At 71.6% G+C, this 25,140-nt stretch carries 21 protein-coding genes; 11 read left to right on the forward strand and 10 right to left on the reverse strand.

The window, feature by feature from the left end:
* Window positions 1-488: SAM-dependent methyltransferase (locus RZ84_RS41320; RefSeq protein ID WP_241777752.1), on the forward strand; the 488-nt coding region annotated here is incomplete at its 5' end.
* Between the two features lie 52 nt (window positions 489-540).
* Here RZ84_RS41320 and RZ84_RS17860 read toward each other — a convergent pair.
* Window positions 541-1,323 carry a cobalt-precorrin-6A reductase gene (locus tag RZ84_RS17860; protein ID WP_043270193.1) on the reverse strand — a complete coding sequence of 261 codons (783 nt, stop codon included), beginning with the start codon at window positions 1,321-1,323 and terminating at the stop codon, window positions 541-543.
* A 23-nt stretch (window positions 1,324-1,346) separates the two neighbouring features.
* Between RZ84_RS17860 and RZ84_RS17865 the strand changes: the two genes are divergently transcribed.
* Window positions 1,347-2,510: a cobalt-precorrin-5B (C(1))-methyltransferase gene (locus RZ84_RS17865; protein ID WP_043265133.1), complete on the forward strand. Its 1,164-nt coding sequence runs from the start codon at window positions 1,347-1,349 to the stop codon at window positions 2,508-2,510.
* Window positions 2,511-2,599: 89 nt separating this feature from the next.
* Here RZ84_RS17865 and RZ84_RS38180 read toward each other — a convergent pair whose 3' ends face one another.
* The 3 genes from RZ84_RS38180 to RZ84_RS17880 all read right to left on the reverse strand — a co-directional run bounded on the left by RZ84_RS38180 (window position 2,600) and on the right by RZ84_RS17880 (window position 5,123).
* Window positions 2,600-2,917, reverse strand: a complete 318-nt coding sequence (locus RZ84_RS38180) for a hypothetical protein (protein ID WP_052230002.1) — start codon at window positions 2,915-2,917, stop codon at window positions 2,600-2,602.
* Between the two features lie 125 nt (window positions 2,918-3,042).
* Window positions 3,043-3,834, reverse strand: coding sequence for a precorrin-4 C(11)-methyltransferase (cobM, locus tag RZ84_RS17875; protein WP_043265134.1), 792 nt, complete (start codon window positions 3,832-3,834; stop codon window positions 3,043-3,045).
* Entirely contained in the window at window positions 3,831-5,123 is a 1,293-nt protein-coding gene (locus RZ84_RS17880; RefSeq protein WP_043265135.1) for a bifunctional cobalt-precorrin-7 (C(5))-methyltransferase/cobalt-precorrin-6B (C(15))-methyltransferase, read from the reverse strand. The genes cobM and RZ84_RS17880 overlap by 4 nt, the downstream gene beginning before the upstream one ends.
* A 190-nt stretch (window positions 5,124-5,313) precedes the next feature.
* Here RZ84_RS17880 and tsaD point away from each other — a divergent pair, with 190 nt between their 5' ends.
* The 4 genes from tsaD (at window position 5,314) to RZ84_RS17900 (ending at window position 9,506) form a co-directional block, all read left to right on the forward strand.
* Window positions 5,314-6,387 (forward strand): tRNA (adenosine(37)-N6)-threonylcarbamoyltransferase complex transferase subunit TsaD, encoded by a 1,074-nt coding sequence (tsaD, locus tag RZ84_RS17885; RefSeq protein WP_043265136.1) that lies wholly within the window; start codon window positions 5,314-5,316, stop codon window positions 6,385-6,387.
* 269 nt (window positions 6,388-6,656) lie between these two features.
* Complete coding sequence (locus tag RZ84_RS17890) at window positions 6,657-7,670, forward strand: cation diffusion facilitator family transporter (RefSeq protein WP_043265137.1); 1,014 nt, start codon at window positions 6,657-6,659, stop codon at window positions 7,668-7,670.
* A 95-nt stretch (window positions 7,671-7,765) separates the two neighbouring features.
* Window positions 7,766-8,359 carry a hypothetical protein gene (locus RZ84_RS17895; RefSeq protein ID WP_043265138.1) on the forward strand — a complete coding sequence of 198 codons (594 nt, stop codon included), beginning with the start codon at window positions 7,766-7,768 and terminating at the stop codon, window positions 8,357-8,359.
* A gap of 148 nt (window positions 8,360-8,507) precedes the next feature.
* Complete coding sequence (locus RZ84_RS17900; protein WP_052230003.1) at window positions 8,508-9,506, forward strand: hypothetical protein; 999 nt, start codon at window positions 8,508-8,510, stop codon at window positions 9,504-9,506.
* Between the two features lie 149 nt (window positions 9,507-9,655).
* Here RZ84_RS17900 and RZ84_RS17905 read toward each other — a convergent pair whose 3' ends face one another.
* Entirely contained in the window at window positions 9,656-10,597 is a 942-nt protein-coding gene (locus RZ84_RS17905) for an NADP-dependent oxidoreductase (RefSeq protein WP_052230004.1), read from the reverse strand.
* A 185-nt stretch (window positions 10,598-10,782) separates the two neighbouring features.
* Here RZ84_RS17905 and RZ84_RS17910 point away from each other — a divergent pair, with 185 nt between their 5' ends.
* Window positions 10,783-11,940, forward strand: coding sequence for a betaine/proline/choline family ABC transporter ATP-binding protein (locus RZ84_RS17910; protein WP_043265140.1), 1,158 nt, complete (start codon window positions 10,783-10,785; stop codon window positions 11,938-11,940).
* Window positions 11,941-12,067: 127 nt separating this feature from the next.
* Here RZ84_RS17910 and RZ84_RS17915 read toward each other — a convergent pair whose 3' ends face one another.
* From RZ84_RS17915 to RZ84_RS17925, 3 genes are read right to left on the reverse strand one after another with little or no spacing between them, the layout of a single operon-like run.
* Entirely contained in the window at window positions 12,068-13,033 is a 966-nt protein-coding gene (locus RZ84_RS17915; RefSeq protein WP_107068289.1) for an ABC transporter substrate-binding protein, read from the reverse strand.
* 23 nt (window positions 13,034-13,056) lie between these two features.
* The gene (locus RZ84_RS17920) at window positions 13,057-13,731 is read right to left on the reverse strand and encodes an ABC transporter permease (protein WP_043265141.1); all 675 of its coding nucleotides are present in this window, start codon (window positions 13,729-13,731) and stop codon (window positions 13,057-13,059) included.
* Window positions 13,728-14,456 carry an ABC transporter permease gene (locus tag RZ84_RS17925; RefSeq protein WP_043265142.1) on the reverse strand — a complete coding sequence of 243 codons (729 nt, stop codon included), beginning with the start codon at window positions 14,454-14,456 and terminating at the stop codon, window positions 13,728-13,730. Before RZ84_RS17925 ends, RZ84_RS17920 begins: the two co-directional genes overlap by 4 nt.
* Before the next feature lie 289 nt (window positions 14,457-14,745).
* Here RZ84_RS17925 and RZ84_RS17930 point away from each other — a divergent pair, with 289 nt between their 5' ends.
* The gene (locus tag RZ84_RS17930; protein ID WP_043265143.1) at window positions 14,746-15,564 is read left to right on the forward strand and encodes a polysaccharide deacetylase family protein; all 819 of its coding nucleotides are present in this window, start codon (window positions 14,746-14,748) and stop codon (window positions 15,562-15,564) included.
* A gap of 121 nt (window positions 15,565-15,685) precedes the next feature.
* On the opposite strand, the gene RZ84_RS17935 is transcribed toward RZ84_RS17930, so the two are convergent.
* A complete protein-coding gene (locus RZ84_RS17935; protein ID WP_043265144.1) occupies window positions 15,686-16,969 on the reverse strand; it encodes an alpha/beta hydrolase in 1,284 nt (427 codons plus the stop codon).
* Window positions 16,970-17,712: 743 nt separating this feature from the next.
* Between RZ84_RS17935 and RZ84_RS17940 the strand changes: the two genes are divergently transcribed.
* From RZ84_RS17940 to metG, 3 genes are all read left to right on the forward strand, one after another.
* Complete coding sequence (locus RZ84_RS17940) at window positions 17,713-19,236, forward strand: vWA domain-containing protein (RefSeq protein ID WP_043265145.1); 1,524 nt, start codon at window positions 17,713-17,715, stop codon at window positions 19,234-19,236.
* 318 nt (window positions 19,237-19,554) lie between these two features.
* Window positions 19,555-21,018 carry a DHA2 family efflux MFS transporter permease subunit gene (locus tag RZ84_RS17945; RefSeq protein WP_043270201.1) on the forward strand — a complete coding sequence of 488 codons (1,464 nt, stop codon included), beginning with the start codon at window positions 19,555-19,557 and terminating at the stop codon, window positions 21,016-21,018.
* Between the two features lie 285 nt (window positions 21,019-21,303).
* A complete protein-coding gene (gene metG, locus RZ84_RS17950) occupies window positions 21,304-23,019 on the forward strand; it encodes a methionine--tRNA ligase (RefSeq protein WP_043265146.1) in 1,716 nt (571 codons plus the stop codon).
* Window positions 23,020-23,142: 123 nt separating this feature from the next.
* Here the strand turns inward: metG and aspS are convergent, their stop codons facing one another.
* Complete coding sequence (aspS, locus tag RZ84_RS17955) at window positions 23,143-24,963, reverse strand: aspartate--tRNA ligase (protein ID WP_043265147.1); 1,821 nt, start codon at window positions 24,961-24,963, stop codon at window positions 23,143-23,145.
* Between the last annotated feature and the right edge of the window lie 177 nt (window positions 24,964-25,140).

Raw genomic sequence — 25,140 nt, forward strand, 5'->3', positions numbered from 1 at the left:
CCACCGCGGTCCTGGAAGTCGCCTCCCAGGACCCCTACCGCTCCGTCCCGGTGCGTGTGCTGCCCGGGGTCACCGCCGCCAATGCCGCCGCCGCCCGCGCCGGCGCCCCGCTGGGCCACGACTACGCGGTCATCTCACTCTCCGACCGCCTCAAGCCCTGGGACGTCATCGCCACCCGCCTCCGTGCGGCGGCCTCCGCCGACCTGGCCCTGGCCCTGTACAACCCCGGCTCCCGCTCCCGTACCTGGCAGGTGGCCAAGGCCCGCGAACTCCTCCTGGAGCACCGCGCGCCGGACACCCCGGTCATCCTGGCGCGCGACGTCGGCGGCCCGGAGGAGTCCCTGCGGACCGTCCCGCTCGCCGACCTGGACCCGGACCAGGTCGACATGCGCACCATCCTCCTCGTCGGCTCGTCGCAGACGCAGGCGGTGCGGCGCGACGACGGGACCCAAACCGTGTGGACGCCCCGGAGATACCCGGAGTCCTAGGTCCTGCCCGATGGGCCAGGGGGGGGTGGAACATCCCCAAGTCTGCTCGTTCTCAGCCGAGTTGGCGGGTGACGCGCGGCAGTCCGAGGCCCGTCCGCAGCCAGTCCGCGGCCTCCTCCGGCCCCGCGGCCACCGGTACCCCTTCCGGGGTGGGTGGCCGCTGGACGACCACCACCGGGATCCCGGCCTCCCGCGCCGCCGTCAACTTGGGGGCGGTCGCCGCCGCGCCGCTGTCCTTGGTCACCAGGACGTCGATGCGGTGGCGGCGCAGCAGGTCCCGCTCCCCGTCCAGGGTGAAGGGGCCGCGGTCCAGGACGGCCGTCATACGGGGTGGGTGTGGCGGCTCGGGCGCGTCGACGGAGCGGACCAGGAACCAGAGGTCGGTGAGGTGGGCGAAATGGGACAGCCCCATCCGGCCCGTGGTGAGGAAGACCCGGGACCCCAGATCGGGGAGGGCGCGGGCGGCATCGGCCAATGAGGGGACCTGGTGCCAGTTGTCGCCGGGTCCGGGGACCCAGCCGGGGCGGCGGAGCGCCAGCAGGGGAATATGGGCGGTGGCGGCGGCCCGGGCCGCGTGGAAACTGATCGTGCCGGCGAAAGGATGGGTGGCGTCGATGAGCGCGTCCACCGCATGCTCGCGCAGCCAGCGGGCGAGGCCCTCGGGGCCGCCGAACCCGCCGATGCGCACCTCCCCTGCGGGCAGCCGCGGCGCCGCCACCCGCCCGGCGAGCGAGCTCGTCACCCGTACCGCCGGCTCCTGCTCCAGGACGGCGGCCAGGCGGCGGGCCTCCGTGGTGCCGCCGAGGACGAGTACGTGGCGGGCGGTGTCGTTCATCGGCATGGGTAGCGGGTTCCTCCGTGGCTGACGCGCAACCGAAGGGTACGGGAGGCCGCAACGCACAGCTCGCGCACACCGGACTGCGGCCTGGGTGGACGACCGGGGCGTGTGCCACCGCGGCGAGCAGCGCCGCGTACACGGCACTGCTGAGCGGAGAGTTCCCGGACCCGGTGACAATCACGCTGCCGAAGGGGCAGACGCCGTCCTTCGCCCTCGCCGTCGAGGAACTGACAGCTCCGGGACCGGGGCCGGTCCGCGCCATGGCCGGGGTGGTGAAGGACGCCGGGGACGATCCGGACGTGACGCACGGGGCGTTGGTGCGCGCCACGGTGCGCGCGCTGCCGGCCGGTTCGGGCGTGGTGTTCCGGGCCGGTCCCGGGGTCGGGACGGTGACCCGGCCGGGGCTGCCGCTGGATGTCGGCGAACCCGCCATCAACCCCGTACCACGCCAGATGATCCGGGAGCATCTGGCGGCCGTGGCCGAACGGTACGGCGGCGGGGGAGCCGCGGCGGACGTCGAGGTGGAGGTCTCCGTCGACCACGGGGAGGAGATCGCCCGCAGTACGTGGAATCCGCGGCTGGGAATCCTGGGCGGGCTGTCGATCCTGGGGACGACCGGGATCGTCGTGCCGTACTCCTGCTCCGCGTGGATCGACTCGATCCGGCGCGGGGTGGATGTGGCGCGCGCCGCGGGACGGCGGCATGTGGCCGGGTGTACGGGATCGACGTCGGAGAAGGTCGTCGTCGCGCTGCACCATCTGCCGGAGGACGCGCTGCTGGACATGGGGGATTTCGCAGGGGCGGTGCTCAAGTACATCCGCCGCCATCCCGTCGACCGGCTGACGATCTGCGGCGGTTTCGCCAAGCTGTCCAAGCTGGCGGCCGGCCATCTGGATCTGCACTCGGCGCGGTCCCAGGTGGACAAGGGCTTCCTGGCCCAGCTGGCCCGGCGGGGCGGTGCGGACGAGGCGCTGGCGGAGGCGGTGGCCGAGGCCAACACCGGCCTCGCCGCACTCCAGTTGTGCGCGGCGGCCGACGTTCCGCTCGGCGACCTGGTGGCGACCACGGCACGTGACGCGTCACTGGCCGTGTTGCGCGAGGCGCCGGTAGCGGTCGATGTCATCTGTATCGACCGGGCTGGACTGGTGGTGGGACGGGCAGAGCCGCGCGGGCCGGGAGGCTGAACGGGCCGCTGCCGGACGGTTTCACGTGAAACCGCCGCGGCGGTCGGACGCCGGCGGAAACCGGCGCCCCGCCGCGCGGCCCGTCGCCACTACTGCGACATCTCGCTCCGACGCCCGAAATCGCCCTCACGGTCAATGTCCGTGCGCTGGCGAGCGCTTCTCTCGTGGTGCCCGATGGGTCCGTAACCGTGGTCCCGCCAGCAGCTGGCATCACCACCGGTCAGCGCGCCCAGCGCCGTCCCGAGGGCACATGCGGCCATCCTGATCGGGCTTTCCTTCATCTCGGGGTGATGGCGCCTGGCCTTCCCGGGGACGTCGTCCCTGCCGTCGGCGCTGGCGGCGGTGGTGCCGCAGAGGGACAGCAGGATCGCGGCGACGGCCGCGCCCGCGGCCATTTTGGTACGCATCGTGGCGTGCTCCTTTGCATCGGTCCCCCCGGTGTCGCAGCTTCCTTACCGGCAGCCCCGAACACGGAAACGGACATTCACCCCGATGCGGTCATATAATCAGCCGGACAGGCTCGATGGGCCCCTCACGGCGCTGACACGCCCTCAGCGACCGCCGGTTCTCCGCACGGTGCGTGCGGGCGCTCCCGCTCCGCCGAGTAGAGGTGGCTGTCGCGGAACTGCTCGGCGCCCAGCGTGCGGCCGACCATGATCACTGCCGTCCGGACCACCTCCGCGTCCTTCACCTGGCCGGCGATATCGCCGAGCGTGCCGCGCAGGACGAGTTCGTCGGGACGGGAGGCCATCGCCACGACGGCGGCCGGGCAGTCCGCGCCGTAGTGCGGCAGGAGTTCGTCCACGACCCGGTCGACGTACCGGGCCGCGAGGTGCAGCACCAGCAGCGCACCGCTGCGCCCCAGGGTAGCCAGGTCCTCGCCGTCGGGCATGGGGGTGGCGCGCTGTGCGATGCGGGTGAGGATGACGGTCTGCCCGACGGTGGGCACCGTCAGTTCGCGCTTGAGGGCCGCCGCGGCGGCGGCGAACGCGGGCACGCCGGGCACGACCTCGTACGGCACCCCGGCAGCGTCCAGCCGGCGCATCTGCTCGGCCACCGCGCTGAAGACGGACGGGTCGCCGGAGTGCAGCCGGGCGACGTCGTGGCCCTCCTGGTGCGCCCGCACCATCTCCGCCGTGATCGTGTCGAGGTCGAGCTGCGCGGTGTCGATCAGCCGGGCCCCGGGCGGGCATTCGGCGAGCAGTTCGCGCGGCACCAGGCTGCCCGCGTACAGGCACACGCCGCAGGCGGCGAGAGTACGGGCGCCGCGCAGGGTGATCAGGTCGGCGGCGCCGGGACCCGCGCCGATGAAGTGGACGGTCATGGTTCCTCGGTCTCCTGGAGGACGGGGTGCACGGAGGTTTCCCGGGCACCGGGTTGTGCGGGTTTCACCGCCGACCACTGGGTGACCGGCATCGCCTGCCGCCAGCCCGTGAAGCCGCCGACCGGCACCGCGTGCGCCACCGCCAGCCGCACCAGTTCGCCGCCGAACCGCCGGTACCGGTCGGCGAGCAGCGCCTCGGACTCCAGCGTCACGGTGTTCGCGACAATCCTGCCGCCCGGCGGCAGCGCCGCCCAGCAGGCGTCCAGCAGCCCGGGGGCGGTCAGGCCGCCGCCAATGAACACCGCGTCCGGGGTCGGCAGCCCGTCCAGTGCGGCGGGCGCGGGGCCGTGCACCACACGCAGTGCCGGTACGCCGAGGGTGTCCGCGTTGCGGCCGATCCGTGCCGCTCGTTCGGCGTCGCGCTCGACACTGACCGCACGGCAACTGCGGTGCGTGCGCAGCCATTCGATGGCGATGGAGCCGGAGCCGCCGCCGATGTCCCAGAGCAGTTCGCCGGGCGCGGGCCCCAGCGCGGCCAGGGTGGCGGCCCGGACATGACGCTTGGTCAGCTGGCCGTCGTGTTCGTAGGCGTCGTCCGGGAGCCCGGGAACGGCCGGCAGCCGCAGTGCGCCCGGCGCGCGGACGCAGTCCAGCGCGATGACGTTCAGCGGATCGCCGGCCGGTGCGTCCCAGCCGTCGGCGGTGCCCTCGGCCATCCGCTCGCGCGCGCCGCCGAGTTGCTCCAGGACACGCATCCGGGTCGGCCCGAAACCCCGCACCCGCAGCAGCGCCGCGACCTCGCCGGGCGTCCCGGCCCCGGCCGACAGCACCAGCACCCGCCGTCCGTCGTGGAGCGCACCCGTCAGATTCCCCGCGGGCCGCCCGACAAGCGTGACGACCTCGGTGTCCTCCACCGCCCACCCCAGCCGGGCGCAGGCGTAGGACACGGACGACGGATGCGGCACCACCCGCAGCGGCCGGGGCGCCGCCGCTCCCTCCGCCAGCACCTCGGTCAGCGTCCGGCCGATCCCGTGGAACATCGGGTCCCCGCTGGCCAGTACGCATACCCGGCGGCCTTCGTACGCGGCGAGCAGCCCCGGTACGGCGGGCCGCAGCGGCGAGGGCCACGGCACCCGCTCACCCGTGCACTCTGCGGGCAGCAGCCCGAGTTGCCGCGCCCCGCCGATCAGCACCTCGGCCGTGGACAGGTCCCGCCGGGCGGCGGCGGACAGGCCGTCCCACCCATCGGCCCCGATGCCTACGACGGAGAGGGGTGGTGGGGCGCTCACTGCCGGTACCTCAAGGGGCGCGAAGGGACGGGTGCCGAACTCTACTGACCGGTGGGGCCGCGCCCTCCCGCGGGGAGGCCGCAGCGCGTCCGCGGGGCGACCGAACGCCCCTATTGCACATAGGTTGCAATTACTTGCTATTACTGTCCGGGGACACCGAACAGGACACGACGCGAGGGGAGTGCGGTCCATGAGCTCGCCAGTGGTGCTGGGCATCGAATCGTCCTGCGACGAGACGGGCGCCGGCCTGGTGCGCGACGGGCGGCTGCTCGGGCACGCACTCGCGTCGAGCATGGACGAGCACGCCCGGTTCGGCGGCGTGGTGCCGGAGATCGCGGCACGGGCGCATGTGCACGCGCTGACCCCGGTGGTGCGCGGCGCGCTGGCCGACGCGGGACTGCGGGCCGCCGACATCGGGGCGGTGGCGGTGACCACCGGACCGGGGCTGTCCGGTGCGCTCCAGGTGGGACTGGCCGGGGCCAAGGGACTGGCGTATGCGCTGGGGGTGCCGCTCTACGGCGTGCACCACCTGGCGGGGCATGTCGCCGCGGACACCCTGGAGCACGGACCGCTGCCCGACCCCTGCGTGGTGCTGATCGTCTCCGGTGGGCACACCTCGCTGCTGCTCGTACGCGACCTGGCCCGCGACCGCATCGTGCACCTCGGCGAAACTCTGGACGACGCCGCCGGGGAGTGCTTCGACAAGGTCGCCCGGGTCTTCGGGCTGCCCTATCCCGGCGGCCCGGCCATTGACCGGACAGCGCGCGAGGGGGATCCGCGCGCTGTCCCCTTTCCCCGCCCGCTCACCGCGGGCCCGCCCGAGAAGCGGTTCACCTTCTCCTTCTCGGGGCTGAAGACCGCAGCGGCGCGCTGGGCGGAGGGCCACCACGCCGCGGGGCGTCCGCTGCCGGTCGCCGACGGGGCGGCGGCGCTCCAGGAGGCGGTCGCCGATGTGCTGACCCGCAAGGCGGTGGCCGCCTGCACCGAGCACGGTGTGGGGACGCTGGTGGTGGTCGGCGGGGTGGCCGCCAACTCCCGGGTCCGCGCGCTGGCGGAGGAGCGGTGCGCCGCGGCGGGCATCGCGCTGCGGGTACCGCCGCTGCGACTGTGCACGGACAACGGCGCGATGATCGCCGCGGTCGGCGATCTGCTCGTCCGGGCGGGCGCAGAGCCCGCTCCGCTCGATGTCTCGATCGACCCGTCGGCGCCGCTGGAGTATGCCGCGCTGCATCCGGTGGCGGCGGGGCGGGCGCTCTCCGCATGACAGGCGCCCGGTGCGCGGCGCGGTGGGCGCGCCGCTTCCGGGACGGCGTTGTCTCCGGCATGGCGTGTTTCACGTGAAACTGCGGCCGGCCGCGCGCCGAGGCCGGCCTGCGCCGCTTGGCAGCGGTCCGTGCCGTTGGCCCACCACACCGCTCTGACCAGGGAAGATACGCCGTTCGACGGTAATGACAACGGTCACCGGTGCAGCCTTTGGATCTTTTGTCGAAGTGCGGTTTGCTTCGCAGCGAGGACCCAGGAAGGAGCGCGCCCATGACCGAGCACGCCCACAGCGGCCACAGCCACGCGCACGGCCACTCGCACGCCGTCTCCCCGGACGCCGACCGGCGCTGGCTGCGGGCCGCACTCGTCCTGCTCACCGCCTACATGGCGATCGAGGTCTCCATCGGCTTCCTGGCGCAGTCGCTGGCGCTGATCTCGGACGCCGCCCACATGCTCACCGACGCGGTCTCGATCGTGCTGGCGCTGGTCGCGATGCGGCTGGCCGCGAAGCCCGCCCGGGGTGGATACACGTACGGCCTCAAGCGCGCCGAGATCCTCTCCGCGCAGGCCAACGGCATCACCTTGCTGCTGCTGTCCCTCTGGCTGGCCTACGAGGCGATCCAGCGGCTGATCTCGCCGCCCGCGGTCACCGGCGGGCTGGTGGTGGTCACCGCGCTGTCCGGTGTGGTGGTGAACCTGATCTGCACCTGGTTCCTGTCGAAGGCCAACCGGTCCAGCCTCAACGTGGAGGGCGCCTACCAGCACATCCTCACCGACCTGTTCGGCTTCATCGCCACCGCGATCTCCGGTCTGATCGTGCTGACCACCGGCTTCGAACGGGCCGACGCGATCGCGTCGCTGGTCGTCGTCGCGCTGATGCTGAAGGCCGGTACGGGCCTGGTGCGGGAGTCCGGCCGGATCTTCATGGAGGCTGCCCCGGCCGGGATCGACCCGGACGCGCTGGGCGATCACCTCGTCGCCGCCGACCAGGTCGTCGAGGTCCACGACCTGCACATCTGGCAGATCACCTCCGGGCAGCCGGCGCTCTCCGCGCACATCCTGGTCGCGCCCGCCGGCGACTGCCACAAGGTCCGCCGCAATCTCCAGGAGCTGCTGAGCGGGGAGTACGGCATCACCCACGCCACCCTCCAGGTCGACCACATCGGCGAACAGGACGACGACGAGTTGCTGACGCTCGGACCGGGCCCCGGGCCCGAGCCGGCCGCCGGCCACTGCGACGACTCCCACGGGCCGGTGCACCGCCCGGGACCGCACGAGCACTGAGCCTGCCGCACGGGCCGCCCTCACTCGGGTGAACCCGGGCCCGCGAGCGCCCGGCAAGCCACCGGCCCGGGCGGCCCCGGTGCTCGGATGACGGCATGAGAACCGCCGTCGTCTGCGCGCTGCTGTACGCCGCCACGCTCCCCGCACCACCGGCCGCCCCGGTCCCGCCCGCCGTTTCGGTGTCGGTGTCGGTGACCCACGGGGTCGACCGGGCCGATGCGGGCAGGCGGCTCGACTACCGCATCACCGTCCACAACCTGGGCGCCGCCGACGTCCACCGGGCCCGCATCGAGCAGGAGATGCCGGCCACCACCGTCTCCGCCACGGCAGCCGGCGGCACCGTCGACGGTCACGGGACAGGCCGCCAGAAGGTCGTCTGGCGCGCCGATCTGCCCGCGCACGACATCCAGGTCTTCACTGCGGGCGCGGTGCTCGGCGCCCCCCGCGACCTCGACACCACCGCCGCTCCCGGCACCCTGCGGGCCGCCTCCACGGTCTGCGTCTACGCCGGACCGTCCGCCGCGCCCACCGCCTGCTCCGGCAACCTGGACGACCTGCCGACGTCCCGGTCCGGTCCGGAGCGCCGGGACCAGTGGGTGTGGCGGGGCGCGGCGGCCCTGATCTGCGCGCTGTTCGTCCTCGGGGCGGTCCAGGCCATCCGGCGCGGCCGGGCCCGGCGGTCCGGCTGACCGCGGCGACCGCCGGCTGTCCGGGAGCCCGGACGGTCGTCCACCCGTACGGTCACCCATTGGCACCGGCCCCGCTCGCGGCCGGCCGCCCCACGCACTTGCCTGGAGCGTGGCCGTAGTCCGCCGTTTCAGGAAGGACCGGGAGGCGATGTCAGCGAGCGCACCCGTACGCGCCGACGGCCGGGTGGCGGCGGCGCGGTGCCCTCCTCGGCAGCCGCCGCACCGCGGACGCTCGCTGGCCGGCGGGGTACTGCTGCTGGTCGGAACGCTGCTGCTGCCGCTGAGCCTGGCCGCCGTATGGGCCCGCGCGGAACTCACCGACACCGACAGCTATGTGGACGCGGTCGCCCCGCTCGCCGGGAATCGCGCCATCCAGAACGCCATCGTCGACGACGTCACCAACGGCGTGATGCCGCACATCCGGCTCGACGGGCTGCTCAAGGTCGTCCCGCGAGCCGAACGGCCCGCGCTGCGGCAGAAGTTCACCCGCGGCATCCGCGAGTTCGTCGACAAACAGGTCCGCCAGGTCGTCACCGGCCGCACCTTCCCCTCCGTCTGGACCGGCGTGCACCGCACCGCGCACCAGACCCTGGACGGCACGCTGGCCACCTCGGTCGACGCCCCCGTCACCCTCGACCTCACCCCGGTCCTCGCACGCGTCAAGCACCAGCTGTCCGGCAACGGCCTGGGCATCGACATCGCCCGCCGGGTGCCGCGCACCGGTGCCACGATCGTGCTGCTCAGACCGCCGGACGTGCCGCGGTTCCGCACGGTGTTCCAGGCCGCGCGCACCGGCGCACTGGTGCTGCCACCGGCCACCGCGCTCTGCCTGCTGGCCGGGCTGCTCCTGGCGCGGCGCCGGCGCCGGGCGCTGATCTGCGCGGCGGCGGGCTGCACGGTGGCCTGTGCGCTGCTGGCCGCGGCGCTGGCGCTGGTCCGCACCCGGATCCTGGACGCGCTGCCCGCCTCGGTCTCCCGGCCGGCCGCCGATGCGTACGCGGACGCGCTGACCGACCCGCTGCGGACCGGTGCGTGGTGCGCCGTCGGCACCGGAGCGCTCGTCATCGCGGTCGCCGCCGCGGGCCCGCCGGCCGCCCGCGCACTCCGCTCACCGACCCGCCCGCCCGCTCCCGCCGAGTCCTCCTGACCGCGGCGCCCGCAGCCGCGCCATCGAGGAACAGCAGCACCTCACCGACGAGCAGAACGCGCACCGCACCGGGGCCCTGTGTGCTGGGTGCGACCGCCCCAATGCCCCGAAGAGTGGGAGGAGTTGACGGTACCGGGGGGAGGCCGGCCTCAGATCGCCAGGACGGTCTTCCCCTGCGCCCGGCCGGTGCGACTCGCCGCCAGTTCCTCGGGGGCCTCCTCCAGCGGGACCTCGCGGCCCACGAGCACCGTCAGGCGGCCCGCGTCGAGATGGCCGGCGAGGATGTCCAGCAGCTGCGGGGACGGGCGGTTGACGAAGTTGAAGCCGCGCAGATTGTGCTCGGTGAGCACATCGGCGTCGGCCGAGCCGATGAGCGAGACGGCCGTGCCACCGTCCCGCACGGTCCGAGTCAGCTCGATGAACTCCTCCGGGCCGCTGGTCATGTCGATCAGGACGTCCACCCCGTCCGGATGCGCCGCCAGCACCTGGTCGGCGACCGAGCCCGCGGTGTGGTCCACGGTCTCCGTGGCGCCCAGGGTGCGCATCAACTCCGCCTTGGACGGACGGGCGGTGGCGATCACCTCGGCCCCGCGGCCCGCCGCGAGCTGGGTGGCGAAGGTGCCGACCCCGCCGGTCGCGCCGACGATCAGCACCCGGCGGCCCTCGCCGATCCGGGTCTCCTCGACGAGGTTGTAGGCGGTCATCCCGGCCGTCGGCACGGCGGCGGAGGTCGCGTAGGTGACGCTGCGGGCGGCCGGCGCGACGGAGTTCTCGTCGGCGACGGCGAGTTCACAGTACGAGCCGCCGCCCCGCTCCGGCCGCTGGAACTGGCCGAACACCGGGTCGCCGACGGTGAACCGCCGTACGCCGGGCCCGACCGCGACCACCTCTCCCGCTCCATCCGTCCCCATGACCAGGGGGAAAACGGCCTGCACGGCGTCCCCGAACATGCCGTCGGCCAGCTTCCAGTCGACCGGGTTGAGCCCGGCGGCGGCCAGCCGCACCAGGACCTCCCCGGGCCCCGGCTCGGGCTGCGGCAGGTCCATGAGCTGCGGCTGTTCACCGAATGCGCTGACTGCTACGGCTCTCATGCAGCGTTCCCTTCCACCCGTCCGAGGAGGCCGGGTGGATCGTAAGCACGCGGGCCGGGCCGGACACGGCAGGACGGGAGGCGGTGCCTCGGAAGCAACTCTTACGGCCCCCGTCCCGTCTCGGCTTCCCCACTCGATTGCCCGCATGACGGGACCGGCGGCGGACCGCGGGATTCAATGGCGCAATGATCCGGTTCGAGTCCGTCACCAAGCGCTACCCCGACGGGACCACCGCTGTCGACGACCTCTCCTTCGAAGTCGGCGAGGGCGAGTTGGTGACTCTCGTCGGACCGTCCGGCTGCGGCAAGACGACGACCATGATGATGGTCAACAGGCTCATCGACCCCACACACGGCCGGATCTTCGTCGAGGGCTCGGACATCGCGGGCGTCGATCCCGTCAAGCTCCGCCGCCGCATCGGCTACGTCATCCAGCAGACCGGCCTCTTCCCGCACCGCACCGTCCTCGACAACACCGCGACCGTGCCGTACCTGACCGGCTGGAAGAAGACGCGGGCGCGCGAGCGGGCCGCCGAACTCCTCGACCTGGTAGGGCTGGACCCCGCCGTCTACGGCTCGCGCTATCCCGACCAGCTCTCCGGCGGACAGCGCCAACGGGTCGGTGTGGCCCGCGCCCTGGCGGCCGACCCGCCCGTGCTGCTGATGGACGAGCCGTTCGGCGCGGTCGACCCGGTCGTCCGCGATCGCCTGCAGAAGGAGTTCCTGCGGCTCCAGGCCACCATGCACAAGACGGTGCTGCTGGTCACCCATGACATCGAGGAGGCCATCCGCCTCGGGGACCGGATCGCGGTCTACGGACAGGGCCGGATCGAGCAGTACGACACCCCGGCGAGCGTGCTCGGCGCCCCCGCCACGCCCTATGTCGCCGAATTCGTCGGCACCGACCGGGCGTTGAAGCAGCTCTCGGTCACCGGTATCGACCGCGACGACCTGGAGCACCCGCCGTTCGCCCGGCTCGCCGAACCCGCAGCCGAGGCGGTGACCCGGTTGCGGTCCGAGGGCGCCCGCTGGGCGGTGGTGCTGGACAGCGACGGCGCACTGCACGGCTGGGTGGCAACGGAGAAGCTGGCCGGGGCCGGCGGCACCGTCGCCGACCACGCCCGGCGGATGGAGGCCTGGGTCCCCGTGACCGGCACCCTCAAGGCGGCCTTCAGCGAGATGCTCAAGCATGACGCCGGCTGGATCGCGGTCCTGGACGGCCGGCGGTTCCTGGGCGTCCTGACCCCCACCACCCTCCACGAGGCGCTGCGTCGCACCATCTCCCCGGACGAACGGGGAGTGCCGCGAGGGCGGGCAGAGGTGGACTCGGTCCCCACGGAGTGAGGCGGACCGGACGCCACCGCACAGCAGGAACGTGGCGTTTCACGTGAAACGTGTCGGATGGCGCACCGTTTCACGTGAAACACCGGCATATCGCTGTTGTTTCACGTGAAACAACGGCCCACCCCCGTCAGTGCTTTCCCAACAGCCCTTTCGACACCAGGTAGTTGTGCGCAACGTCCGCCGGAAGCCGCCGCCAGCTGTCGACCTGTTCGTTCAGGTTTGCCAGATCGGCGGTGGTCAGCACGGTGTTGAGGCGGTTGAGCGTGGCGGCCGGACGGGCGCTGCCGGCACGGGCGCGGTTGACGACGGGGACGACATAGTCGGCGTTCTGGAGTTTCTTGTCGTCGTCGAGGACCACCAGCCCGAACTGGTCCAGGGTCGCGTCCGTGCTGGTGGTCAGCACCATCTGGTCCTGCCCGTTCTGCACGGCCTGCTTCGCGGGCGTGGTGCCGACCCCCTTCGGGTCGACGGCGGTGATGTCGATCCCGTACGTCTTCCGCAACCCCGGTGCGCAGAAAGGCCGCTGGACGCATTCGTCGCCCGCCGCCAGCCGGACCGGCAGCTTGGCGCGGCCCAGGTCGCCGAGGGTCCTGAGACGGTGCCCGGCGGCATACGCGGCGCTCACCGCGAAGGCGTTCTGGTCGACGGCCCGGCCCGCCGGGAGCACGGTCAGGCCGCGCGGGGTGGCCAGTCGGCGCAGTGCGGCCATGGTCGCGCCGAGGTCGGGGGAGGCGACCGGGGTGGCCTTCGGGCCGTGCTCCTTGGCGTTGAGCCAGTCCGCGAGGGTGGCGGCGTATTCGGGCACCACGTCGATCTGGCCGGACTCCAGCGCCGGCTCGTACAGCTCGCGGTTGCCGACGGTGAGGATGTCGGTGTGGTAGCCGGCCTGGCGGAGCAGCGCCGCGTACATCTGGGCCAGCAGCTCGCTCTCGGTGAAGCCGGCCGAACCGACGGACAGATCACGGCTGTTGCCGGGCGAGGCGGTGATCGCGCCGCGGTTCTCCAGGGAGGGCCCGCCGGTGCACGCCGTCAGCCCCGCCAGTGCGACCAGCGCGAGCAGCACCGCCGGGAGAGCGCTGCGGACCGTGGGCACCGAGCCCGGCGCACGGGACGGTCTCACCGGGTCCGCCCCCACACCCACCCCGGCGCGAACCGCTGTACCAGCTCGAAGACGGCCTCCATCAGCAGCGCGAACACCGCGACCACCACCGCCCCGGCCACGACCTGCGGAGTGCTGGCCAGGTTGAAGCCCGCGGTGATGATGCGGCCGAGTCCGCCGCCGCCGACCAGCGCTGCGAGCGTGGCGGTGGCGACCAGCTGCACGGCGGCGATCCGGACGCCGGTCAGCACGAGCGGAAAGGCAAGCGGCGCCTCGACGCGCCACACCAGCTGCGTCCCGGTCATCCCCATGCCCCGCGCGGCCCGCACCACGTCCCGGTCGACCTCGCGCATTCCGACGTACGCGTTGGTCAGCAGCGGCGGAATGGCGAACAGCACCAGCGCGATGACCGTCGGCCACTGCCCGTGCCGCCCGATGGGCGTCAGCAGCAGCAGGACGAGAACGGCGAAGGTGGGCACCGCGCGGCCGACATTGGCGAGGTTGACCGCGAGCGCGCCGCCCCGCCCCAGATGTCCCAGCGTCAGTGCGATCGGCAGCGCGATCAGGGCGCTGATGGCGAGACAGGCGAAGGTGAGGACGAGATGCTGCTCCAGCCGGTGGCCGATGCCGTTCTCGCCCGACCAGTTGGCGGCGGTGGTCAGCCAGGCCCAGACCGCGGAGAGGGTGTTCATGCCCGCTGCCCGGGGGCGAGCAGCTGCCTCCCGCGGCCGGTCCGGGGCCTTCGGCCCGCCCGCCGCCACGGGGTGAGCAGGCGTTCCGCACCGAGCAGCAGCACGTCGAAGACCACCGCGATCAGCACGCAGAGCACGGACGCGGTCAGCACCTGCGCCTTGAAGAACGCGTTCATGCCCGCGTAGATGAGGTTGCCCAGCCCGCCGTAGCCGACGATCGCCCCGACCGTGGTCAGCGCGACCGCGGAGACCGTCGCGATCCGCAGCCCGGCCATCGCTGCCGGCACCGCCAGTGGCAGCTCCACCGTCAGCAGCTGCCGCATCGGCCCGTACCCCATGCCGCGGGCGGCCTCCTTGGCCTCGGCCGGGACGCCGTCCAGCCCCGCCAGGATGTTCCGGACGAGCAGAGTGAGGGAGTAGAGGGCGAGTCCGACCACGACGAGGGTGGCGGAGAGCCCGTAGACCGGCAGCAGCAGCGAGAACATCGCCAGCGACGGGATCGTGTAGATGACGGTGGTGATGCCGAGCACCGGCCCGATCGTCCAGCGCCTGCGCCGGGCCAGCAACGCCAGCGGGAGAGCGATCACCAGCCCCAGCGCCACCGAGACCACTGTCAGCTGGACGTGCTGCCCGACCGCGTCGAGCAGGATCTGCCGGCGGGAGCTCAGGTAGTCGCCACAGATCCAGTCGTTACGGGCCAGGCAGTCGTCCGGCGGTGCGGTCACGGTAGAAGTCCACCCCGGGCCGGGCGGGGTGTCGCGCGGGGAGCGTCCGATCGGGCTGTCGCCGGCCTCGCACCACGTATCCACTGCATCTATACGCACAGTGTGTACTGTCTATGTATAGTCGCCGGGGTCCGTACGCCCCGGATCGGCGCATCGGGCCACGGCTCGTCCGTGCCGGCTTCGTCATGCCCGAAAGCGCAGGTCACGGACGTACCCGCGGCGCCCGCGCCCGCAACGCCCCGCAAAGAGCCCGCACGAACCCCGAGAAGAGACCCAGGAAAGACATCGCATGCCGAAGCACAGATCCGCGGCCCGCCGTACCGCCCTCGCCGGGCTGCTGACGACCACCTCCCTGGTTCTCGCCCTCAGCGGCTGCGCCTCGTACGACGTGACCACGCCGGCCGACGCACGGGCCGACGCCCCCGCGTCCGGCAGCACGGCCCAGGACACGAAGGCCGCGGGCGCCAAGGGCCGGGGCGCGGACGGCGGCAGCGACGTCGACTGCCGCAAGGCCAAGTGCGTGGCGCTCACCTTCGACGCCGGCCCCAGCGAGAACACCAACCGCCTGCTGGACATCCTCAAGGAGAACAAGGCCCACGCGACCTTCTTCATGCTCGGCAAGAACCACATCGCCGAGCGCCCCGCCGAGGTGAAGCGGATCGACGCCGAGGGCCATGAACTGGCCAACCACACCTGGTCGCACCAGATCCTGACGGAGATCAAGCCGGACGAGGCCAGGCGCGAGATGTCCCGCGTCCAGGACGCGGTCCGCAAGATCACCGGCAAGACGCCGAAGCTGATGCGCCCGCCGCAGGGGAGGACCGACGGAGAGGTCTCAAAGATCAGCAAGGACCTCGGCCTGGCACAGGTCCTGTGGAGCGTGACCGCCAAGGACTACCAGACCAACGACTCGGCCCTGATCACCAAGCGGGTCCTCGACCAGACCGAGCGCGACGGCATCATCCTGCTGCACGACATCTACCAGGGCACCGTGCCGGCCGTCCCCGGCATCCTCAAGGAACTGAAGAAGCGCGGCTACACGGTCGTCACGGTCTCCCAGCTGCTGTCCCCGGCGAAGCCGGAGCCGGGGATGGTCTACCGGCCCTGAGCGGGGCCCCGTTGGGGCGGGGAGTACGGCCGTGCCCGGCCGACGGCCGTACACGCAAGGGGGGCGCCGGACCCGGTCCGGCGCCCCCCTTCGCGCTGTGCCGCGCGCTACGGCGTACGCATCACCCCTGCGGGCTCTCCGCCTCAACCCGCTTGTGCGCCTTGTCATCGGCGGGCGGCTGCCCCTTGGACGGCATGCTCCTCGCCTGCCCCGGCGCCGGCTTCTGCGGGGCACCCGCCTCCGTGTCCTGCGGGAAGGTCAGCTGCTGGCTCTGCCACTCCAGGGCCGGTACGACCTCGCGGCGCCAGGTGCCGAACTGGTGGCTGCCGTGCGGCAGGATGATGGAGTCGATCGTCATCGGCGGCTTCGCCGCGTGGATGAGCTTCATCGTCTCGCCGTAATCCGACTCGCCCCGGCGGCTGCTGGCCACCAGCGCGGAGATCTGCGGCGCCGGCAGGTTCTCCAGCCGCCACAGCAGGTCGTGCTCCCGCTCGCGCTGGGCGCCCTCCGGGCCGGGGCCGAAGAGGCTGCCGGTGGTGAGGTCGTCCTTGATCGCGTAGTCACCGGACAGCGAGACCGCCGAGGTGTACGCCTTCGGGTTGCGCATCGCCAGCTGGAGCGCGCAGGTGCCACCGGACGAATACCCGAACGCGCCCCAGGCACTGGGGTCGTGGCCGACCCGGTAGGCCGACTTCATCGCATCCGGCAGATCCTTGGTGAAGAACGTCTCCGCCTTCGGTCCGCCCGGCACATCCACACACTCGGTGTCCCGCGGCGGCGCGATCGTCGGCCTGACCATCACGATCACCGTCGGCTGCATCTTGCCGTCGGCAATCAACCGCCCCGCATTCTGCGGAATCTGGAGATGCTGGGCGAGATTCATGATTCCGCCCGGATAGCCGCTGATAACGACCATGACGGGGAACCGTTGCCGGTGGAACTGCTGCTGGAAATACTGCGGCGGCAAATAGACAAAGGCCGGGTTAATGGCCCGTGTACGACGGCCGACGATCCGTACGGACTCGACCTTGCCCACCTTGTCGGCGGGGCCCTCCGGCAGTCCGGTGACCCGGTCGAGGCCCTGTGGGCCTGCCGGTTGGACCAGCCCGCCCTTCATGTTTCCGACCGTGGCGTACTGCCCGTCGCCCTGGCTCACCGACGCCGGGGCCTGGTCGTTGTTGCCCAGCAGCTCGTCCCAGTTGCCGTAGAACTCGAAGTTCGCATTCACGGCGAGGGCGAGCGCGGAAACGATCGCCACCTGGGTCACCAGGATGGCCCCCAACCTGCCCAGCACCTGCCGCCATCCGTTCCGCGACAACCGCGGCCAGAGCCACACTGTCGCGGCCACGGACGCCACCGCCAGCACGACCACCGTGATTTCGAGCGACTGACTGGTCAGCCCCATGCGCCCACATCTCCCGTCACCCTCGAAAGGGTTCTTGCCTTCTTATCGGCCGCCCCCGAGGCACAACGGCGGCCCAGGACAATGGTCACCGGAGAAGACGAGCCCGTCCGGGAATCGGATACCTGCGCGACTTACTTCTTACCGACCTCTTGCCCGTTCGTTTCCCCGGCGTGATGTGTGCGAGCGGGGAAGGCACGTACGTGCGAGATGGCAGAACCGCGCACACGTTTCACGTGAAACGTGGCACCGGCAACTCCACCGGCCGGTGGCGCCGATCGCCGTCGGCACGCCGCCGGCGGACCAGGGGTACGCCTCTCCGAACTAGGGCCGATGCCCGGCGAGTTGACGCTACGGTCAGCATCGTCCCCCACCACCCCGGCGACATCACCGACACATTCACCATTCCTCGCATTCAGCGCCCCACACACAACTACCGCACCACACAAGGGGTCAAGACCCATCACAGGAACGATCACAACCGTCCTTTATCAACGATCACGTGTCTTTCTCCCCAAGACCGATCCCGCCATTTCCCCCGCGGACCACCTCCCTTTCCCTGCCTACGACGCGCTGGCCGAAACCACATCCCCGCACAACACGCCCGTATGGCCCACCATGCGAGGCGCGGGTTCCCACGAAGAGGCCGGTGCAGGCCGCTACCCTTACGTATCCGTCCTGGTCAGGGACATGTCCGCGCTTCACGGACATTCGCCGCACCCACCACACGCAAGAGAGGTCCGCCGATGGGCATTCGGAGTCTGCTGCGCAACGCTTTCGGTCGCTCCAAGGCGACCCGCGACGAATCCGGCGCGGCCCGGAGCGGCGCCGACAAGCCGGAATCGGCAACGATCCCGGAGGCCCGCGAGGAGTCCACCCCGACCCCGGCCACCCCCGCTCCCGAGGCAGAGGTCCCGGCGGCCCGTACGGCACCGGGCGAGAGCCCCGAACCGGCACCGCTGCCGGCGACGGCCACACTGCCGGCGCAGGGAAGCCCGGTTGACCGCGCGCCGGAGCCTTCGGTGCGCGAGAAGGGCGTCGTCCGGGACGAGCCGGCCGCCGAGCCGGAGGCGGTGCAGCCGGCCGGGAAGACCGAGGACCGGGCCGCGGAGAAGGCCAGGGACGCGGCGGGGGAGACGGTCGAGGACGAGGCGGTCTCCGACCTCGTCAGCCGGGCTTTCGACACCCCGGCGCGGGTCGCGCCGACCGAGAAGGCGCAACCCGAGGCCGAGACCGGGTCCACGACCGAGGTCGAGGACCAGGCCGAGCACGCGGTCGAGGACGAGCCGACGGCGAAGCCGGCGGACGAGGCGCAGGCCGAGGAAGCCGGAGCCGCGGAAGAGCCGGCGAAGGGCGAAGAGGCCGCGGCCGAAGAGGCCACGGCTGCGCCGGCGCCCCAGGCCGAGGCGGCGGCAGAGACCGAGACTGCGGCCGAGGCCGTGGTCACGGCTGCCGAAGCCCCCGAGGACGCTCCCGTGGCGGAGCCGGCCGCCGAGCCGGCCGCAGCGGAGACCGAGGCCGCCGCCGCGGCCCCCTCCGAGGTCCCGGCGCCCGGCGCCCCGTGCCCCCTCGCGGCCACCGCCCCCGCGCTCCTCCCCCTCTACGACTCCGCCGCGGCCACCCTGGAGAAGCACCAGCTCACCTCCCAGCGCGCCACCGTGTACCTCGTCCTCGACCGCTCCGGCTCGATGCGCAACTACTACAAGGACGGCACGGTCCAGCACCTCGCCGAGCAGGCCCTCGCCCTCTCCGCCCACTTCGACGAGAAGGCCACCGTTCCGGTCGTCTTCTTCTCGACCGATGTCGACGGCACCGCCGAACTGGACCTCACCGGCTACGAGGGCCGTATCGAGGAACTGCACTCCGGCCTCGGGCACATGGGCCGTACCAACTACCACTGGGCGATCGAGTCCGTCGTCGAGCACTACAAGAAGTCCGGCTCCACCGACCCCGCGTTCGTCATCTTCCAGACCGACGGCGCGCCGACCTCCAAGCCGGCCGCCGAGCGGGCGCTGTGCGAGGCGGCCGGGCTGCCCGTCTTCTGGCAGTTCATCGGCTTCGGTGACCCGGACGCCAAGGGCTTCGACTTCCTCCGGAAGCTCGACGACCTGACCGTCCCTGAGAAGCGCGCCGTCGACAACGCGGGCTTCTTCCACGCCGGCCGCGACCCCCGAAGCCTCTCCCACGACGAGTTCTACCAGCAGCTGATGGTCGAGTTCCCCGAGTGGCTCGCCGAGGCCCGTATCGCGGGCGTCCTCAGGGACAACTGACCCGCCACGCAGCCATCCCACCGGCCGCGGCCGGGCCCCACCGGGCCCGCCCGCGGCCGGTGCCGTTTTTTCCCGCACAGCACCGGCTGCGCATCGCAGCACGGCCCGCACAACGGGCGATTCCTCACCCCCTTACCTACGCTGATTGGAAGCGCTCCGTTTGAACCGGTTGCGAGGCGGGTCGTAATGAGGAACCCGAGCGGCGAAGGTGAAGAGGACAGCGCCGGAGTCCGTCCGGGCGCCGGCGCCGGTACCCCCGGTGGTGTCCCGCCCGCCGAGCCCGATCCACGGCGGTGGTGGGGGCTCGCCGTGATCGCGATGGCGCAGTTGATGGTGGTGCTGGACGCGACCATCGTGAACATCGCGCTGCCGTCGGCACAGCAGGCGCTGGGGATCTCCGACGCGAACCGGCAGTGGGTGATCACCGCCTACACGCTCGCCTTCGGCGGGTTGCTGCTGCTGGGCGGGCGGATCGCCGATCTGGTCGGGCGGAAGCGGACGTTCATGGTCGGACTGGTGGGGTTCGCGGTCGCGTCGGGGATCGGGGGTGCGGCCACCGGGCCGGGGATGCTGTTCGGGGCCCGAGCCCTCCAGGGGTCGTTCGGGGCGCTGCTGGCGCCGTCCGCGCTGTCGCTGCTCACGACGACCTTCACGCGGGGGCGGGAGCGGAGCAAGGCGTTCGGGGTGTACGGGGCGATCGCGGGCGGCGGTGCGGCGATCGGGCTGCTCGCCGGCGGGCTGCTGACCGAGTACCTGAACTGGCGGTGGTGCCTGTACGTGAACGTCCCGGTCGCGGTGGTCGCCTGCACCGGGGCGGCCGTCCTGCTGCGCGACCGGGGTGGCCGCGGGCGGGTGCACCTGGACGTGCCGGGCGTGGCGCTGGGGTGCGGTGGCCTGGTCTCGATCGTCTACGGGTGCAGCGAGGCGGCATCCCGGGGATGGAAGGACGGCCTGGTCGTCGGCATGCTGGTGTGGGGCGTGACGCTGCTGGGCGCCTTCACCTGGTGGCAGACCCGCGCACAGCACCCTCTGCTGCCCTTGCAGGTCGTACGGGACCGGAATCGCGGCGGTGCGTTTCTGACGATGGCACTGGCCGTGATCGCGATGTTCGGGATGTTTCTGTTCCTTACCTACTACCTGCAGGCCGTCCTCGGGTATTCGCCGATCAAGGCCGGGCTGGCGTTTCTGCCGATGACGGCGGCGATCGTCGTCGGATCGACGCAGATCTCGGCGCGGCTGCTGCACCGGCTCGCACCGCGACTGCTGATGGTGCCGGGTGCGCTGCTCGCGGCGACGGGGCTGTTCACACTGAGGTTCCTGACCGCGGCTCCCGCCTACGCCGCGCATGTCCTCCCCGCCGAGCTCCTGGTCGGCCTGGGCATGGGCCTGATCTTCATGCCGGTGATGGCGACGGCGACGGCCGGGGTGGCCCCGCAGGACGCCGGGGTCACTTCGGCGACGGTCAACACCGCGCAGCAGGTGGGGGGTTCGATCGGTACGGCGCTGCTGAACACCATCGCGGCGTCGACGAGCGCGACGTATATCGCCGGTCATCTGGCGCGCGCAGCCCGTAGCACCAGGCGGCCCGGTCTGGATCCGGCGATCCGGGCGGGGATCGTGAAGGACGGGGTGGTGCACGGGTTCACCACGGCGATCGGGGTGGGGTCGGGGATCATGCTGCTGGCCGCCGTCGTCGCCGGTGTGGTGGTCAACGGGAAGGCACCGCAGCGCAGGCCGGCACGGGCGGCGAACGGCGCGGAGTCGGCGGAGGCGGGAGTCTGACACCCGGCGGCGCGGCGCGGCGAGCGGTGGACCGCAGACTGCGAAACCGGGGCTGTTTCACGTGAAACACGCCGTACCGATCGCTTGCGGTGCGCGTGACGATGGGGGATGCAGGCGTGCGTTTCACGTGAAACGGACCGGCCCGCGATTTCCGCCCATTCCCGGCCCCGGACCCCCGTCCGCCCGCGAAAATCCCCGCGCCACCGCCCCCACCCCGTCCAGTACGATATTGACGTTCCGTAAAGCAAATCCTCACTCACCGTAGCGACTTGGGAGCAGCCGGCAATGGCTCGACACCTCATCACCAGCGCCCTTCCGTACATCAACGGGATCAAGCACCTGGGCAACATGGTGGGGTCCATGCTCCCGGCCGATGTCTATGCCCGGTATATGCGGCAGCGCGGACATGACGTGCTCTACATCTGCGCGACGGACGAGCACGGGACGCCCGCGGAGCTGGCGGCGAAGGAGGCGGGGCAGTCGGTCGACGCGTTCTGCGCGGAGCAGCACGACAAGCAGAAGGCGATCTACGACGGCTTCGGGTTGGAGTTCGACTACTTCGGACGCAGCTCGTCGCCGGAGAACGTGGAGCTGACCCAGCACTTCGCGCGCAAGCTGCACGAGAACGGCTTCATCGAGGAGCGGGCGATCCGCCAGGTCTACTCGAACGCCGACGGCCGCTTCCTGCCGGACCGCTACATCGTCGGCACCTGCCCGCACTGCGGCTACGACAAGGCCCGCGGCGACCAGTGCGAGAACTGCACCCGGGTCCTCGACCCGACCGATCTGATCGACGCGCGGTCGGCGATCAGCGGCAGCGGTGATCTGGAGGTGCGCGAGACCAAGCACCTCTTCCTGCTCCAGTCGCAGCTCCAGCACGAGGTCGAGGGCTGGCTGGAGGGCAACGGCAGCAAGGAGTGGCCGACCCTCGCCTCCTCCATCGCGCACAAGTGGCTGACCGAGGGCCTCCAGGACCGGGCGATCACCCGCGACCTCGACTGGGGCGTCCCGGTGCCGGCCGACGTGTGGCCGGAGCTGGCCGCCGAGGGCAAGGTCTTCTATGTCTGGTTCGACGCGCCGATCGAGTACATCGGCTCGACGAAGGAGTGGGCGGACCAGGCGCCGGAGGAGCGCGACTGGAAGTCGTGGTGGTACGAGGCCGATGACGTCCGGTACACGGAATTCATGGCCAAGGACAATGTGCCGTTCCACAGCGTGATGTTCCCGGCGACGCAGCTGGGGACCCGCGAGCCGTGGAAGAAGGTCGACTTCCTCAAGGCGTTCAACTGGCTCAACTACTACGGCGGGAAGTTCTCGACGTCGCAGAAGCGCGGCATCTTCACGGACGCGGCGCTGGAGCTGCTGCCGGCCGACTACTGGCGCTACTTCCTGATGGCAAACGCCCCGGAGTCGGACGACACCTCCTTCACCTGGGAGCTTTTCTCGTCCTCGGTCAACAAGGACCTGGCGGACACGCTCGGCAACTTCGTCAACCGCGTGCTGTCGTTCTCCCGCAAGCGGTTCGGCGACGAGGTGCCGGCCGGCGCCGAGGCCGGGGCCGCCGAGCAGAAGCTGGGCGAGGAGATCGCCGGGCTGCTGGCGGAGTACGAGGGCCACATGGAGGCGCTCCAGTTCCGCAAGGCGTCCGCCTCGCTGCGTGCGCTGTGGAGCGCGGGCAACTCCTACCTGGAGGAGAAGGCCCCGTGGCTGGAGATCAAGACCGACAAGGACGCGGCGGCGCTGACGCTGCGGACCGCGATGAACCTGATCCACCTGTACGCGGTGGTCTCCGAGCCGTTCATCCCGGCGTCGGCCAAGGCCATGCGGAACGCCTTCGCGCTGGAGAACGACACCGCCCGATGGGTCTCGCAGGACGAGGCGAAGGCGCTGGCGGCGGTTCCCGCCGGGACGCCGTTCACGGTGCCGCCGGTGCTGTTCGCGAAGATCACCGAGGATGATCTGGCGGCGTACCGGGAGCGGTTCGGCGGCGAGGAGCAGTAGGCCGCACCCCGAGCATGCGCGAAGCCCCCGGGCCGGGTTCGGTCCGGGGGCTTCGCCGTGTGTGCGGCCGGCAGGCGAAGGGGCCGGACCCGAGCGGTTCCGGCCCCCGTCAGGTCCTCGGCGTCACTTCGTCGGCTTGTACGGCGTCGGCTTCGCGGGGCCCGTGCGGATGCTCAGGTGCAGCTCCTTGAGGCGCGCCTCGTCAACCTCGCTCGGGGCGCCCATCAGGAGGTCCTGGGCGTTGCCGTTGAGCGGGAAGGCGATGGTCTCGCGGATGTTGGGCTCGTCGGCCAGCAGCATCACGATGCGGTCGACGCCGGGGGCGATGCCACCGTGCGGCGGGGCGCCGAACTTGAAGGCGCGGAGCATGCCGCCGAACTCGGCCTCGACGGTCTCCTTGTCGTAACCGGCGATGGCGAACGCCTTGTACATGACGTCCGGCTCGTGATTGCGGATCGCGCCGGAGGACAGCTCGGTGCCGTTGCAGACGATGTCGTACTGCCAGGCGAGGATGTCCAGCGGGTCCTGGGTCTCCAGCGCCTCCAGACCGCCCTGCGGCATGGAGAACGGGTTGTGGGAGAACTCGATCTGGCCGGTGTCCGCGTTCTTCTCGAACATCGGGAAGTCGACGATCCAGCAGAACCGGAACTCGTCCTCGACGAAGTGGCCGGCGCGCTTGGCGGCCTCGACGCGGACCGCGCCCATGATCTTGGAGACCTCGTCGAACTCACCGGCGCCGAAGAACACCGCGTGGCCCGGCTTGAGGTCCAGGGCGACGACCAGCGCCTTGACGTCCTCGTCGGTGAGGAACTTGGCGATCGGGCCGGTCAGCGCGATGGGGGCGCCTCCCTGGCCCTCACGGCCTTGGGGGACTTCGCCGACGCGGATCCAGGCCAGGCCCTTGGCGCCCTGCTGAACGGCGAAGTCGCCCAGCTGGTCGAAGAACTTCCGCGGCTGGTCCGCGGTCTCCGGCACGGCCAGGGCGCGCACGTGCTTGCCGGCGAACGCCTTGAAGCCGGAGTTCTCGAAGACGCCGGAGACATCCACCAGTTCCAGCTCGGCGCGCAGATCCGGCTTGTCGGAGCCGTACTTGAGCATCGCCTCGCGGAACGGGATGCGCGGGAAGGGCGAGGTGACCGTGCGGCCGTTGCCGAACTCGGTGAACAGCTCGGTCATCAGCTTCTCGACGGGCCGGAAGACGTCCTCCTGCTCGACGAAGCTCATCTCGATGTCGAGCTGGTAGAACTCGCCCGGCGAGCGGTCCGCGCGGGCGTCCTCGTCGCGGAAGCACGGCGCGATCTGGAAGTAGCGGTCGAAGCCGGCGATCATCAGCAGCTGCTTGAACTGCTGCGGGGCCTGCGGCAGCGCGTAGAACCTGCCGGCGTGCAGGCGGGAGGGGACCAGGAAGTCGCGGGCGCCCTCGGGGGAGGTCGCGGACAGGATCGGGGTCGCCATCTCGTTGAAGCCGAGGGCCACCATCTTGTGGCGGATGGCGGAGATCACGGCGGTGCGCAGCATGATGTTGCGGTGCATGCGCTCGCGGCGCAGGTCGAGGAAGCGGAATTCGAGCCGCTTCTCCTCGTTGACGCCGTCCTCCGCGTTGATCGTGAACGGGATCTGCTCGGCGGAACCGAGCACCTCGACCTCGGTGACCTCGATCTCGATCTCACCGGTCGGCAGGTCGGGGTTCACGTTGTCGGCGCCGCGGGTGCTGACCTTGCCGTCGACCCGGACGACGGACTCCTTGGTCAGCGATCCGAGCGCTTCGTTGGCGGGGGTGCCGGGACGGGCGACGAGCTGCACGAGACCGTAGTGGTCGCGCAGATCGATGAAGAGGATGCCGCCCAGGTCACGTCGATTGTGCAGCCAGCCGCTGAGGCGGACGTCGGTGTCGACGTCCGCGGCTCGGAGCTCGCCGCAGTTATGGGACCGGTACCGATGCATCGCTCATCCAAGTCGTCGCGAGTCGAGGTGGGGAGCTGTCGGGAGAGAAGCGGCGACGCGAGGCTCGAACACCCGATCGATCGCCTTGTGGATCACCCGAAGACCACCCCAGGAAAGGCATAACCGCTCCAGGTTACCGCCCGGCTCCCATGACCTGGTTGACATATCCCCATCAGG

It is taken from the genome of Streptomyces sp. CT34 (genome assembly GCF_000805335.1).
Classification (GTDB): Bacteria; Actinomycetota; Actinomycetes; order Streptomycetales; family Streptomycetaceae; genus Streptomyces.

Excerpts from the sequence above, each read along its gene's own strand:
- RZ84_RS38180 (WP_052230002.1), bottom strand. The coding sequence starts at position 2,917 with ATGCGTACCAAAATGGCCGCGGGCGCGGCCGTCGCCGCGATCCTGCTG.
- RZ84_RS17930 (WP_043265143.1), top strand. The coding sequence starts at position 14,746 with ATGCCGAAGCACAGATCCGCGGCCCGCCGTACCGCCCTCGCCGGGCTG.
- RZ84_RS17905 (WP_052230004.1), bottom strand. The coding sequence starts at position 10,597 with ATGAGAGCCGTAGCAGTCAGCGCATTCGGTGAACAGCCGCAGCTCATG.
- RZ84_RS17910 (WP_043265140.1), top strand. The coding sequence starts at position 10,783 with ATGATCCGGTTCGAGTCCGTCACCAAGCGCTACCCCGACGGGACCACC.
- RZ84_RS17935 (WP_043265144.1), bottom strand. The coding sequence starts at position 16,969 with ATGGGGCTGACCAGTCAGTCGCTCGAAATCACGGTGGTCGTGCTGGCG.
- aspS (WP_043265147.1), bottom strand. The coding sequence starts at position 24,963 with ATGCATCGGTACCGGTCCCATAACTGCGGCGAGCTCCGAGCCGCGGAC.
- RZ84_RS17890 (WP_043265137.1), top strand. The coding sequence starts at position 6,657 with ATGACCGAGCACGCCCACAGCGGCCACAGCCACGCGCACGGCCACTCG.
- RZ84_RS17895 (WP_043265138.1), top strand. The coding sequence starts at position 7,766 with ATGAGAACCGCCGTCGTCTGCGCGCTGCTGTACGCCGCCACGCTCCCC.
- RZ84_RS17900 (WP_052230003.1), top strand. The coding sequence starts at position 8,508 with ATGTCAGCGAGCGCACCCGTACGCGCCGACGGCCGGGTGGCGGCGGCG.
- RZ84_RS17945 (WP_043270201.1), top strand. The coding sequence starts at position 19,555 with ATGGCGCAGTTGATGGTGGTGCTGGACGCGACCATCGTGAACATCGCG.
- tsaD (WP_043265136.1), top strand. The coding sequence starts at position 5,314 with ATGAGCTCGCCAGTGGTGCTGGGCATCGAATCGTCCTGCGACGAGACG.
- RZ84_RS17920 (WP_043265141.1), bottom strand. The coding sequence starts at position 13,731 with ATGAACACCCTCTCCGCGGTCTGGGCCTGGCTGACCACCGCCGCCAAC.
- cobM (WP_043265134.1), bottom strand. The coding sequence starts at position 3,834 with ATGACCGTCCACTTCATCGGCGCGGGTCCCGGCGCCGCCGACCTGATC.
- metG (WP_043265146.1), top strand. The coding sequence starts at position 21,304 with ATGGCTCGACACCTCATCACCAGCGCCCTTCCGTACATCAACGGGATC.
- RZ84_RS17940 (WP_043265145.1), top strand. The coding sequence starts at position 17,713 with ATGGGCATTCGGAGTCTGCTGCGCAACGCTTTCGGTCGCTCCAAGGCG.
- RZ84_RS17860 (WP_043270193.1), bottom strand. The coding sequence starts at position 1,323 with ATGAACGACACCGCCCGCCACGTACTCGTCCTCGGCGGCACCACGGAG.